The 13,543-nt window shown below is 29.2% G+C and carries 12 protein-coding genes; 3 read left to right on the top strand and 9 right to left on the bottom strand.

Going from position 1 to position 13,543, the window contains the following annotated elements; translation table 11 throughout:
* Positions 1–78: 78 nt before the first annotated feature.
* The 9 genes from AC1EUY_RS01140 to AC1EUY_RS01100 are packed head-to-tail and all read right to left on the bottom strand — an operon-like array spanning position 79 to position 11,504.
* Entirely contained in the window at positions 79–1,263 is a 1,185-nt protein-coding gene (locus AC1EUY_RS01140) for a UDP-N-acetylglucosamine 4,6-dehydratase (RefSeq protein WP_480193657.1), read from the bottom strand.
* 42 nt (positions 1,264–1,305) lie between these two features.
* The gene (gene wecB / locus AC1EUY_RS01135; RefSeq protein ID WP_480193656.1) at positions 1,306–2,373 is read right to left on the bottom strand and encodes a non-hydrolyzing UDP-N-acetylglucosamine 2-epimerase; all 1,068 of its coding nucleotides are present in this window, start codon (positions 2,371–2,373) and stop codon (positions 1,306–1,308) included.
* A gap of 14 nt (positions 2,374–2,387) precedes the next feature.
* Positions 2,388–3,476, bottom strand: coding sequence for a GDP-L-fucose synthase family protein (locus AC1EUY_RS01130; protein ID WP_480193655.1), 1,089 nt, complete (start codon positions 3,474–3,476; stop codon positions 2,388–2,390).
* Entirely contained in the window at positions 3,469–4,584 is a 1,116-nt protein-coding gene (gmd, locus tag AC1EUY_RS01125; protein WP_480193654.1) for a GDP-mannose 4,6-dehydratase, read from the bottom strand. The genes AC1EUY_RS01130 and gmd overlap by 8 nt, the downstream gene beginning before the upstream one ends.
* Before the next feature lie 9 nt (positions 4,585–4,593).
* A complete protein-coding gene (locus AC1EUY_RS01120; protein ID WP_480193653.1) occupies positions 4,594–5,637 on the bottom strand; it encodes an NAD-dependent epimerase/dehydratase family protein in 1,044 nt (347 codons plus the stop codon).
* Positions 5,637–6,950, bottom strand: a complete 1,314-nt coding sequence (locus tag AC1EUY_RS01115) for a UDP-glucose dehydrogenase family protein (protein ID WP_480193652.1) — start codon at positions 6,948–6,950, stop codon at positions 5,637–5,639. Before AC1EUY_RS01115 ends, AC1EUY_RS01120 begins: the two co-directional genes overlap by 1 nt.
* Positions 6,951–6,965: 15 nt before the next feature.
* A complete protein-coding gene (locus AC1EUY_RS01110; protein ID WP_480193651.1) occupies positions 6,966–8,264 on the bottom strand; it encodes a nucleotide sugar dehydrogenase in 1,299 nt (432 codons plus the stop codon).
* A 9-nt stretch (positions 8,265–8,273) separates the two neighbouring features.
* On the bottom strand, positions 8,274–10,712 hold the full coding sequence (locus AC1EUY_RS01105) for an exopolysaccharide transport family protein (RefSeq protein ID WP_480193650.1): 2,439 nt from the start codon (positions 10,710–10,712) through the stop codon (positions 8,274–8,276).
* A 6-nt stretch (positions 10,713–10,718) separates the two neighbouring features.
* Positions 10,719–11,504 carry a polysaccharide biosynthesis/export family protein gene (locus AC1EUY_RS01100; RefSeq protein ID WP_480193649.1) on the bottom strand — a complete coding sequence of 262 codons (786 nt, stop codon included), beginning with the start codon at positions 11,502–11,504 and terminating at the stop codon, positions 10,719–10,721.
* Positions 11,505–11,589: 85 nt separating this feature from the next.
* Here AC1EUY_RS01100 and AC1EUY_RS01095 point away from each other — a divergent pair, with 85 nt between their 5' ends.
* The 3 genes from AC1EUY_RS01095 (at position 11,590) to AC1EUY_RS01085 (ending at position 13,416) form a co-directional block, all read left to right on the top strand.
* On the top strand, positions 11,590–12,366 hold the full coding sequence (locus AC1EUY_RS01095) for an O-methyltransferase (RefSeq protein WP_480193648.1): 777 nt from the start codon (positions 11,590–11,592) through the stop codon (positions 12,364–12,366).
* Between the two features lie 136 nt (positions 12,367–12,502).
* Positions 12,503–13,090, top strand: a complete 588-nt coding sequence (locus AC1EUY_RS01090; protein ID WP_480193647.1) for a cob(I)yrinic acid a,c-diamide adenosyltransferase — start codon at positions 12,503–12,505, stop codon at positions 13,088–13,090.
* Between the two features lie 104 nt (positions 13,091–13,194).
* Entirely contained in the window at positions 13,195–13,416 is a 222-nt protein-coding gene (locus AC1EUY_RS01085; protein WP_480193646.1) for a DUF2795 domain-containing protein, read from the top strand.
* The last annotated feature ends 127 nt before the right edge of the window (positions 13,417–13,543 follow it).

Genomic DNA, 13,543 nt, shown 5'->3' with positions numbered 1-13,543 from the left:
TTTTTTATTTAAATAATTTAAAACCTATATAACATTTATTTTTATGTAGTAAAAAATTCTACTTATAAGATTTTACTACTACATTTTACTATCTAAATATTTACCTGTTTCCTTATGAGAAAAATCGGGAATTATTTTTAGAAATAAATTTACTATCTGCTTTTTGTTCCATTTCTTTTTTCCTTTAAAATCTAATATGGCATTTGTAAATTCTTCTAATTTAGAGTTATCGAAATAAACATCATTTTTTATGATACCAAGGTTTTTGAATGTATTCATATCAAGTATTTCATTATTAGTGAAAAATTCTTCAAAATCTTTTTCTCCAGTAGTATCACTTTTAGTAAAAAGACATGGCCATTTATTGCTGTTTCCTAGAGACTTTGCTAATTCTCTGGCTTCAACCTCAGAAGTACAATGCACTGGCTCTAACCCTTTCGTATATAGATATTTTTCAGCTATTTCTGAAAAGGTTATTAAATGTAAATCTTCACTTAATTTAGGAAAAAAAATATCTCTATTGTCTCCCAATATACAGGACATAAGGCATAATTGCCCTGACTCTTCTGGGATAACAAAATATCTTCTAACGTCATTTGGAGCAACCAAAGGCTGTTGTTTTTTAATTCTTTGATCAAAACCATGAAGCAATGAACCATCAGAAAAAGCAACATTAGCAAAGCGCGCCATAGATACTTTTATTTTTTTGCTTCTTTTATGAACGAACATCTCCATAATTCTTTTAGAAGCACCCATCATATTAACTGGATTCGCAGCTTTATCTGTAGAAACACAAAAATATTTCTTTACTCCTTTATTTATACATTGCTGTAATGTTTTATCTGTATTAAGAATATTTACTTGAATCATACGCATTAAAGTAAAAGGATCCTTCTCACTGCGTACATGTTTTAATGCAGAAAGGTTTAATACATAATCATACTTTCCATCATCTTCAAAGAAAGCATCATATTCAACTGAACCTATATCTAAAACAAAAGTTTTAAATTTTCCGTCTATATATCCAAAAGAACTTCTAATATCCCGAACAAGTTCTACTAAATTATTTTCGCTTATATCTACTACGTGAAGTTTTTTAGGGTTTCTTTTAAAAATTTCTTTGGTTACAGCCTGACCTATAGATCCTGCTCCACCTAAAACTAAAAAACTAGACTTACTTACTTTTTCTTTTAAGAATTCATCATAGTCGTGAATATCTTCTACAAATAATTTTCTACTCCTACCAATAAGATCTAAGTACATTATAATATTAATTAGATATTTTTTAGTAATATAATTTTTATATTAATTCAAGTTAAATTCCTTCAAATTATTAAGAATAATTTGAGAGCTATTTCCCTCTCCATATAGCTTTGTATTATTATCAATTTTCTTATTCAAATGTTCTTTAATCTTTTCTGTTAAACGGTTATCAATTGGCAATAAAACGTTTACTTTATTCTCTAGTAGTTCTACCCATTCTGTAGTATCTCTTAATGTTATACAAAACTTATTAAAAAAATATGCTTCTTTTTGTAAACCGCCACTATCTGTTATAACCGAACTGCAATTATCTAATAAATAAATCATCTCATGATAGCCTACTGGATTTATAATTGTAAACTTTGTTTCTAATTTATATTCTCTTATAAGTTTTTTAGTACGAGGGTGTAATGGTATAATAATTTTTTTTCCCATATCAACTAACTCATTAAAAGATTTTACAATTTGAGTCAGTTTGATCTTGTTATTTGTATTCTCTTGCCTATGTACAGTTGCTAAAATAAATTCTTTATCAACTTTTAAATTACCTTTAGCTTTGCTTTTATAGTATAGTGCAGCATCATACATAATATCTCCACAGTTAATAATCTTGACATCTTCTTTATTAAAAAAACCTTCTTTTCTTAGATTTGAAACGGCAGATTCTGTTGGACAGAATAATATGTCACTTATATTATCTGTTAAAATTCTATTGATCTCTTCTGGCATCTTATTATCATAAGACCTTAAACCTGCTTCAACATGTGCTACTTTAATATGAAGTTTTTTTGCAGCTAAAGCCCCAGCAATAGTAGAATTTGTATCGCCATATACTAAAACCCAGTTGGGTTTTTCAACCAACAATATCTCTTCTATTTTCTCAAGCATTTGACCAGTCATGGCTCCATGAGAAAGGCTATTTATTTCTAAATTATATTTAGGTTCAGGAATATCCATTTCTTTAAAAAAGATTTTACTCATATTTTCATCAAAATGTTGCCCTGTATGAATAATTACTTCTTCAATATTTTTAAATTTTAAGACTTCTCTACTTAATAAAGAGGCTTTTATAAACTGTGGTCTAGCACCAATAACGGTAACAACTTTCATAAATAAAGTAACTTTTAATTTTTACCACTATATAAATTATAAACTCTTCTTATTCCTTCTTCTAAATCAACAGAATATTTCCAACCTAAATTATTTAACTTAAAAGTATCGGTTAATTTTCGTAGAGTTCCATCTGGTTTGTCTTCATTAAAATATAAATTTCCTTTAAAATTTATTATATCCTTAATTTTTTGAGATAGTTCTTTTATAGATATTTCTATGCCTGTTCCTATATTAATATGGGTATTTATAATATTTTTTTTATTGTCTATCAAATCTGAAAAATTTACATTCTCCATTAAAAAAACGCAAGCATCTGCCATATCTTCACTCCATAAGAACTCTCTCATCGGTTTACCTGTTCCCCATATTTCAACTTCTACCTGATTCAAAGAGTTAAATCGAATACCATATTTTTTAAGAATATTCAAAATTTCATCTTTACTATGATCGCCAGAAATACCCTTTATTGGTAATTTATTTAAGTCTTCCTTAATAGTAATCCAGTCTTCTTTCTCTAAAGCTTTCCCTAAATGAATTTTACGAATTAAGGCTGGTAGTACATGCGATTTTTCGAGATCAAAATTATCATTTGGGCCATATAAATTAGTAGGTTGTACTGCTATAAAATTAGTGTTATATTGAATATTATAGCTTTCACACATTTTAATCCCTGCTATTTTTGCAATTGCGTAAGGTTCATTTGTATATTCGAGTGTATCAGTTAATAAATAATCCTCTTTCATTGGCTGAGGGCAATTTTTTGGGTATATACATGTACTTCCAAGGAATAATAATTTTTTAACTCCACTCAGATATGATTGGTGAATTACATTGTTTTGAATCATTAAATTATTATAAATGAACTCTCCTCTATATACATTATTTGCAACTATACCACCCACTTTAGCTGCAGCTAAAAAAACATATTCAGGTTTTTCTTTTTCAAAAAAAGAGGTTACTTCTTTTTGACTTGTTAAATCTAATTCATTGTGAGTTTTTAATATAAAGTTAGAATACCCCTTAAATTTAAGGTTTTTTAGAATTGCACTACCCACTAAACCTCTATGTCCAGCTATAAAGATTTTAGCATTTTTATTCATAATAATTCATAATCTGATAATTCCCTTCTTTAAGATATTGATTTTTCTTCATCAAGTTTAGGTCACTCTTCATCATATCTTTTACCAAACCTTGTAAATCATATTTAGGAACCCAACCTAATTTTTCTTTAGCTTTTGTAGCATCTCCAATCAACAGATCAACTTCAGTAGGTCGGTAATATCTTGGATCAACCGCCAATATTTCTTTACCTATTTCAATTTTATATTCTCGGTTAGAACAAGACTTAATATAAGCCTTCTCTTTATCGTCTTTACCTTTAAATTCTAATTCAACCCCAACTTCAGCAAAGGCCATTTTTACAAAATCTCTAACTGTGGTTGTCTTACCTGTTGCAATCACCCAATCTTGCGGAGTTTTATGTTGTAATAGCATCCACATCATTCTAACATAATCTTTAGCGTGACCCCAATCTCTCTTTGCATCTAAATTTCCGAGATAAAATTTATCTTGTAAACCTAAAGCTATTTTAGAGACTGCTCTCGTAATCTTTCTTGTAACAAAAGTTTCACCTCGTATAGGTGATTCATGATTAAATAATATACCATTACAGGCATAAATACCATAGGCTTCTCTATAATTAACCGTTATCCAATATGCATACATTTTTGCAACAGCATAAGGACTTCTAGGATAAAAAGGTGTAGTTTCAGTTTGAGGTACTTCTTGTACTTTACCATACAATTCAGATGTAGAAGCTTGATAAATTTTCACCTTTTTCTCCATATTCAATATACGAATAGCCTCAAGTAGTCTTAAGGTTCCAATTCCATCAGCATTCGCTGTATATTCTGGCATATCGAATGAGACGTGCACATGGCTCATAGCTGCCAAGTTATATATTTCGTCTGGTTGTACTTCTTGTATAATACGAATAAGATTCGTACTATCTGTCATATCTCCATAATGCAATATGAAATTTTTATTTTCTATATGTGGATCCTGATATAAGTGATCAATTCTATCAGTATTAAAAAGTGAAGACCGGCGTTTAATACCATGAACAATATATTCTTTCTTTAAAAGAAACTCACTTAGATAAGCTCCATCTTGTCCAGTAACTCCTGTAATCAAAGCAACTTTTTTCATACTTTCTTTTTAGTTATAAATTTCTAAATATTTATCTACAAACGTTTTCACACCAATTTTAATATTTGTAGATGGTTTAAAATCAATATAATCAAATAGACTTTGAACATCAGCATAAGTCTTAGGAACATCACCTGGTTGAATGGGTTCTAATTTAATATTTCCTTTCTTACCTAAAGCGTCTTCTACTGCCCTAACAAAATCCATTAAAGCAACTGGGCTATTGTTACCAATATTAAAGAGCTGATAAGGGGCTGAGCTTATAGAAGGGTTAGGGTTTTTTGGATCAAAACTCAAATTATCCTTTTTTGGTGAAAGAGGAATTAATCTCTTTATACTTTCTACAATATCTCCCACATATGTAAAATCACGACTCATATTGCCATAATTAAATACACTAAACTCTTTATCTTCAACAATCGCTTTAGTAAAAATATGTAATGCCATATCAGGGCGACCCCACGGACCATATACAGTAAAAAAACGTAAACCTGTACATGGAATATTAAAAAGATGTGCATACGAATGCGCCATCATTTCGTTAGCTTTCTTACTAGCTGCATACATAGCCATCGGGTGATCTGTATTGTTATTCACAGAAAAGGGAATCTGTTCACTCAAGCCATATACTGAACTTGAAGATGCAAAAACTAAATGCTCAACAGGGTAAGCCCTACAAGCTTCCAGAATATTCAAAAAACCAGTAATATTACTATCAATGTAAGCTTGCGGATTTTCTATAGAATATCGTACTCCTGCTTGTGCAGCAAGGTTAATTACATAATCAAACTTTTCTTTTTTAAATAATCTAAAAAGTTCTTCTTTATCTTGTAAATCTAGTTTTACAAAATCAATTGTTCCTTTTAAGGATGTATTGTATTCTATTTTTGACGTATCAATACCCAACTCGTTAAGTCTTATTAATTTTAAGTTTGGATCATAGTAATCATTAATATTATCAATACCAACAACATTGAAATTATTTTCAACAAGCAAACGAGCTAAATGAAACCCAATAAACCCTGCAGCTCCAGTAATTAATACCTTTTTCATTAATTCTCTATTATTTTTCTTCCAACAGATTCATAATAAAATCCATTATCTTTAATTTGTTCAAGATCAAATATATTTCTACCATCAAATATCACATGATTTTGCATAAGTTCTTTCATCTTGTTATAATTTGGTGAAATAAACTCACTCCATTCTGTACATATAACTAAACAGTCTGCATCGATTAATGCCTCATAAGCATTTTCTTTAAAGTCTATTCGTTCTCCGTAAATTCTCTTCATATTTGGCATTGCTTCTGGGTCATAAGCATTTATCATAGCATCCATCAATAGTAACTCATTAATAATATCTATAGAAGGTGCCTCTCTAATATCGTCGGTATTTGGTTTAAACGCTAAGCCCCAAATAGCAATTTTTTTATTCTTAAGATTATTAGAAAAAAACTTTTTAATCTTAGGAATAATTGATCTTTTTTGTGCTTTATTAACCTTAAGGACAGATTTTAAAATTTTAAAATCATATGCTGCATCATCACTAGATTTGACTAGTGCATTTACATCTTTTGGAAAACATGATCCCCCATAACCTATACCTGGGAACAGAAAACGATTACCAATTCTTGGATCTGAACCCATACCTATACGTACCAAATCAACATCTGCACCAATTTTCTCACAAAGATTAGCTACTTCATTCATAAAAGTAATTTTAGTAGCTAAGAAAGTATTTGATGCGTATTTTGTTAATTCTGATGAACGCTCATCCATATAGATAATAGGTCTTTTTACATTAACAAAAGGTTTATATAGAGATGCAAGTAAGTGTTTTGCTCTTTCACTTTTAGTACCTATAATAATTCGCTGTGGTTCCATAAAGTCTTTTACTGCAAAACCTTCCCTAAGAAATTCAGGATTAGAAACTACATCAAATTCAATAGATGTATATTTAGAAATAATATCTTTAACTATATCTGAAGTACCTACAGGTACTGTACTTTTATTAATTATAATCTTATAATCCTTAATTATTTTTCCTAAATCATGAGCTACCTTTTCTACATAAGATAAATCTGCAGAACCATCTTCATCTTGAGGAGTTGGTAAGGCAAGAAAAATAATGGTTGAATTTTTAATACCTTCTTCTAAACTAGTCGTAAAATGTAAGCGATCAGCATTAATATTCTTTAAAAAAATTTCTTCTAGGTTTGGCTCATATATAGGCACTTTTCCTGACCTCATTGCTTTTACCTTATCAACATCAATATCGACACAGGTAACATTATTACCCATATCTGATAAACAAGTTCCTGTTACTAATCCTACATAGCCAGTGCCAATTACTGTTATATTCATTGTTCTATTTATATTTTAAAGCCTACAATGAGATTTTTCTTTAGGCAATACTGATTTAACATCGAAAATCACATTTTTTTCTAATAAATATTTATCTATATTAAAATCTTTAAATTCTTTATGACCAACAGCTAAAATAGCAGCATTATAACTTTTTAATATGGTTTCTTCTTTTGATATCAAATCGATACCGTATTCATGATTTACTTCGTCATGTGAAGCCCATGGATCAAAAACATCTACATGTATGTCGTATGTTTTTAACTCGTCAATAATATCTATAACTCTAGAGTTTCTAATATCAGGGCAGTCTTCTTTAAATGTAATTCCAAGTACTAATACATTACTACCTTTTATGAGTATTCCTTTTCGTATCATCATCTTAACTGTTTCTTGTGCTACAAAGGAGCCCATACTATCATTCAATCTTCTTCCAGCTAAAATAATTTCAGGGTTATATCCTAATTCTGTTGCTTTTTGAGCTAAATAATAAGGGTCAACCCCAATACAATGACCTCCTACTAATCCGGGTTTAAACGGTAAGAAATTCCATTTAGTACCTGCTGCTTCTAAAACATCATTGGTATCAATATTCATCAATCTAAAAATTTTAGATAGCTCGTTCACAAAAGCAATATTAATATCACGCTGAGAGTTTTCAATTACTTTAGCAGCTTCAGCAACTTTAATCGAAGAAGCTAAATGTGTGCCTGCGGTAATTACAGATTTATAAACTTCATCAATATATTCACCTATTTCTGGTGTCGAACCAGAAGTAACTTTTAAAATTTTAGTGACGGTATGTTTTTTATCACCAGGGTTTATTCTCTCAGGAGAATAACCTGCATAAAAATCTTTATTAAACTTTAGACCTGATATTTTTTCTAATATTGGGATACACTCATCTTCAGTAGCACCTGGGAAAACCGTAGATTCATAAACTACAACATCTCCTTTTTTTAAAACTTTTCCTACACTTTCACTAGCTTTATATAAAGGTGTAAGGTCTGGTCTGTTATTTTTATCTACTGGCGTAGGAACTGTAACCACATAAAAATTGGCTTGAGAAATTTCAGATAAATTAGTAGTTAACCACAACCCATTATTATTTTCTAGCTCATTTAATGAATTTACATTTACGGCTTTTAATTCTTCTGAAGTGGTTTCAAGAGTAATGTCTTTATTCGCTCTTAATTGATCGACTCTTTTCTCATTAATATCAAATCCTATTGTTTGATATTTTTTTGCAAACTCAACAGCCAAAGGTAATCCTACATACCCTAAGCCTATAATAGCAATTTTAGTGTTCTTCATAGTTAATTTTTAAAAGATTCTTTTATACCAAGGCTTTTCAATTTCATTTTGATGATATCCGTTACCGTATTTACCATATCCACCATACCCGTACCCGTATCCGTATCCATATCCGTAACTATCTTTTATTGAAAAGTCATTTAAAATAAAGCTTATATTTTTAATCTCACCATTTTTATATTTATCATCAATCATTTTAGGCATACCGCGTTGTGTGTAATTTTGTCTTATAATGTATAAAATAGCGTCAGAGTATTTAAAAAGTTCTATTGCGTCTGCCACTAAACCAACAGGCGGAGTATCAATAACAATATAATCATATGTTTCCTTTAAGTAATTCATTAGATCAATTGTATTATCACTAAGCAGAAGTTCTGATGGATTTGGAGGTATTGGTCCAGAAGTTATTATTTCTAAATTTGGAACTTTAGTTTTTTGAATTATATCTGTGGCACTTCTTTCACCAATTAAAAAATTCACAATTCCGACATCATTATTAATATCAAAATCTTGATGTAATTTTGGTTTTCTCAAATCTAAACCAAGTAAAATTGTTTTTTTATCGCTCATAGCAAATACAGTAGCCATATTGATCGAAGTCAATGTTTTTCCTTCGCCACTAACAGAAGAAGTAACTACAAGAGTTTTACTTTCAGTATTTACTTTTTTAAATAAGAACTGTACATTTGATCTTAATGCTCTAAAAGACTCAGCCAGTGAAGATTTAGGTTTATTAAAAACCGCTAAATAATTTTCTATTCTACCACTTCCTATAACCCCTAAAACTGGTATATCAAATAATCTTTCTAACTCATCAACAGTTAATATTTTATTATTTAGAGCCTCTTTTACCAAAATATAAAAAAAAGGAATACCAAAACTAATCATTACAGCAATTAAATAATTGAACCTAGTTCTTGGACTTATTGGAGATTGACCAATATCTTTTGCTTTGTCAAGTATTTTTATATCTGATACATTTGCAGCAATAGCAGTTCCTGCTTCATATTGTTTTTGTTTCAAATATTCATAATTGGCTGCAGTAATTCCTTGTGACCTCTGTAGAGTAAGTAAACCTTGTTCTTTCTTTGGTAGTTTACTCAGACGAAAATTATACCTACCAATTCTATTATTAATATTTTTTAATGAATTATTGGTTTCTTTTTTTAGGTTCTTTAAATTTTCAAGAACAACTTTGCGCGTAGTCGAAATTTTATCTGTTAATATCTGTAACCCAGGAAAATCTGAAGTAACTGTTTTTTCTAAATTTTTTTTCTCCTTTGAAAATTCAATTAATTCAGTAATGTTTTTAGCAATATTTGCATCTTCTAAGCCTAAATTCACTGGTGCTGGTACAGCATCATCAATATCAGCATTAGAACTTATATAATTTTCTAGATTGTTAAAATATAAAAGCCTATCTTCAGTAGTTTGTTTTATTTTATCAAGCTCAGAAACTTCGATAAGTAACGTCTGTCCCTCAGTACTCAAATCATAAACATTATTATTACGTCTATAATCACCTAATTGTTTTTCTATAGTATTAAGGTTTACTTCGGCAGAATCAAAAACTCTATCTATATAATCTTTGGTTTTCCTAGCATATCGTATTTTTTGTTCCCGTTGATCATAATCTAATACTTCTACAGTTGTGTTTAAATAATCTTCTATTTTCTTTTTGTTAGCTCCTTTTAATTCTAATTGAATCAAAGACGTCCCCTTCGTTTTAGTTCTAGCATTAATACCTTGATAACCTCTTACAGTACTATTAAAACTTTTAAATCTTATATAATATTCTTTACCTAATAAATCTTTAATTCTTTTTACCCTTATTTCAAAATTGCAAAAGGGTAAACTTACTGATTCACCTATTTTCAATTTCACACTCGTCTTACTTTCTTTGGGATTAAAATTTTTAACCTTGTTTTGAGTATAATTAAATAATGTTAATTCTTCCTGATTAAATTCAGCTGAAATAGTTACAATACCGTTATTTTGGAAATTTAATTTAATAGGAACGCCTAATATATTATAGCTATTAGAATCTAGTACAACTTCAAAAGGAACGGAACCATAAACATCTTCTAATCTATAATTACCTTTTTGTAAATAATCAATATAATATTTTAATTTTTCAACTACTTTTTCATTGTGAGTTCTTGATTTTAAAATATTTATTATTGTTTCAACTTTATCGCTTGGCCCACCCCAGTTAAATGCTATATTAGTATTTGAAGTAAATAAGGGATTTTGTTCTTCTTTTACTGTGATTAAACTACTTAGACTATAAATACGCTGCTTTCTTTTATTAATAAAAAAAGCAATTAGTAAGCCCAATAAAATCATCCCTAAAAACAATTTCCAATGGGAAACTATTTTTAATATGTAATCTTTTACATCAAAAGTTTTAATACTATTTAGATCAAATTTATCTAATTGATTATCCATTTGATATTATAAATTTCTCGAAATTAATACTGCAGACGTCACTAATGATACAATCGAAATAATAGTAGTTAAAGTCTGAAGACCAGTAGTCCCAGTACCCCAAGATTTTTGTTTTAAAGGTTCAACATAAATAACATCATTAGGTTGTATGTAATAAGATTCAGACTCAAATATATTCGCATCTGTTAAATCTAATATAAATTTCTTTGTTCTATTGTTGTTTTTACGAATGACATTTACTCTTTTTCTATTTCCAGTAACTTTTATATCTCCTGCATTAGCTATTGCATCTACAATACTCACTTGATTTTGATATAATATAAGTGTCCCTGTTTGTAAAACTTCTCCTAATACAGTAAAACGAATACCAGCTAACTTTACATTAACAAAAACTCCCGCCGAATCCTTTAGATATTTTAACAATTCGTTCTCAATTTTTTTTATAATTTCTTTCTCTGTATAACCCAATACATTTATGTTCCCTAAGTATGGAATTCTAATATTTCCGAATCTGTCAACAGAATACGAAGTGAAATATATACTCTCATCCGAAAATTGATTCCCTGCAACAGTATTACTCTCCGATTGTCTATTAAACATCTGGGTTAATTTTTCATCGTTTGCTTTTATCTGAATGTTCAAAATATCATTTACCTGTAATTTATAAGGCTCATTAATTATTTGTGTAGCACCCTTAGAAGGCTCTCCTTGAAAATAAACTAAGTTTTTCTTTGGAATACAAGAAGACACAAAAAACACTACTAATAGGAGTATTAAAAAATTATGTTTCATACAATTTTAAACTAACGGCAAATATAATTGTAAAATCTTTATTAGAATAATAATTCTGGTTATTTTCGAACTGATTAAATAAACCATGCTTTTTCAAATAAAATCACTCTTAAAGTTTTTAATAAATTCATCAAATGAGCATGGAGTACATTCTCCTTTTGTTTTTGATTTGATCTCTCTTTGTTTTTATAATAAAGAACAAATCAACCAATACGGCACAATGGCTAGTTACAGAGAAAGTCTCTTAAATAATAAAAGCAAAATAAAGATTGTAGATTTTGGTGCTGGATCTAAAAAACTAAATTACAATGAACGCCTAATTTTAGAAATTGCTCGTAATGCTGGTATTTCTAAAAATAGAGCTAAGCTCTTATATAGAGTCGTCAAGTATTTTAATATACAGAATATATTAGAAATTGGTACTTCACTAGGAATTGCTACAGCCAGTATGTCATTAGCTAACCAAAAAGCAACAATTACGACTTTAGAAGGATGTGCTGAAACAGCTAAAATTGCTCAAGAACAATTTGACAATTATCAATTAAACAATATTAATTTGATCATTGGTGAATTTGGAAAAACGCTTTCTAAAGTGTTGAACAACCAAACATTCGATTTAATATATTTTGATGGAAATCATCAAAAGGGACCTACTATTAATTATTTCGAACAGTGTTTAGATCATATTCATAATGATTCTATTTTTATCTTTGACGATATTTACTGGAGTAAAGGCATGAATGAAGCTTGGAATCATATTAAAAAACACGAAAAAGTTACCGTATCTATTGATACATTTAAATGGGGAATCGTTTTCTTTCGAAAAGAACAAGCTAAAGAACATTTTACAATCAGATTATGAAAATTGGCATCGGATTATTTGGTATTATTATTCTATTTATTCTCGTAATCTTAAACAATAAGAGAAATCGTAAAAAATTGAAGAAATCTAGATCAGACTATTTTAAAAGACCCTTAAATAACAAAAGGAATATCTAATGAAAATATATACAAAAACAGGTGATAAAGGCACTACTGCACTTTATGGCGGAACTCGCGTTCCAAAATACCATGCTCGAATTGAAGCGTATGGTACCGCAGATGAACTGAATTCTTATATAGGTTTACTAAAAGATCAAAATATTGATTCAAGAACTTCAGAAACACTACTAAAAATACAGAACGAAATTTTCACCATTGGAGCGATGCTTGCCACTCCTCCAGAAAAAGAAATGCTAAAAAGCGGGAAAAAAAGATTGAATATATATACAATATCTAAGAACGAAATTAATTTTCTTGAAAAAGAAATCGATTTTATAGAACACTCCTTACAACCCATGACACATTTTATATTACCTGGCGGGCACCAAACCGTGTCATTCTGTCACATAGCACGTTGTGTATGTCGTCGCGTAGAAAGATTAGTAGTCTATCTAAATGAACAAGAACCTGTTAACGAATTAATTTTATCATATTTAAACCGCCTTTCAGATTTTTTATTTGTACTGGCACGAAAATTGACAATCGATAATCAGGCTACTGAAATTTCTTGGATTCCAAAGAAAATTGAAGAGCCTGATAATTAAAAAAATACGTTCTTTTTTTAATGAAAAAAATAATTTATAAATAACTTGCATTTTTGCTTAAAAAAATTACTTTTGCAAAAATTAAAAATTATACATTATAAGCTATGTATTGGACACTAGAATTAGCATCTTATTTAAGTGATGCACCATGGCCAGCCATCAAAGACGAATTGATAGATTATGCTATCAGAACTGGCGCACCTCTTGAAGTAGTGGAAAACTTACAATCAATTGAAGATGAAGGAGAGACCTATGAATCAATTCAAGAAATATGGCCTGATTATCCAACCGATGAAGATTTTCTTTGGAACGAAGATGAATATTAAAAAACTAAAAGTCTCTGTAGCGAGGCTTTTTTTTTATCTTAAAATTAGATTTAACGAATAAAATTTAAAATCTGGAAAAGCAATAACTATATTTGTTTTTCCTTAAAAGTGATTTTAAAAAATCATA

The sequence above is a fragment of the Maritimimonas sp. 2210JD6-3 genome, from assembly GCF_056591795.1.
The sequence above is the reverse complement of the archived record's forward strand: the minus strand, read 5'-3'. Positions and strand labels throughout refer to the sequence as shown.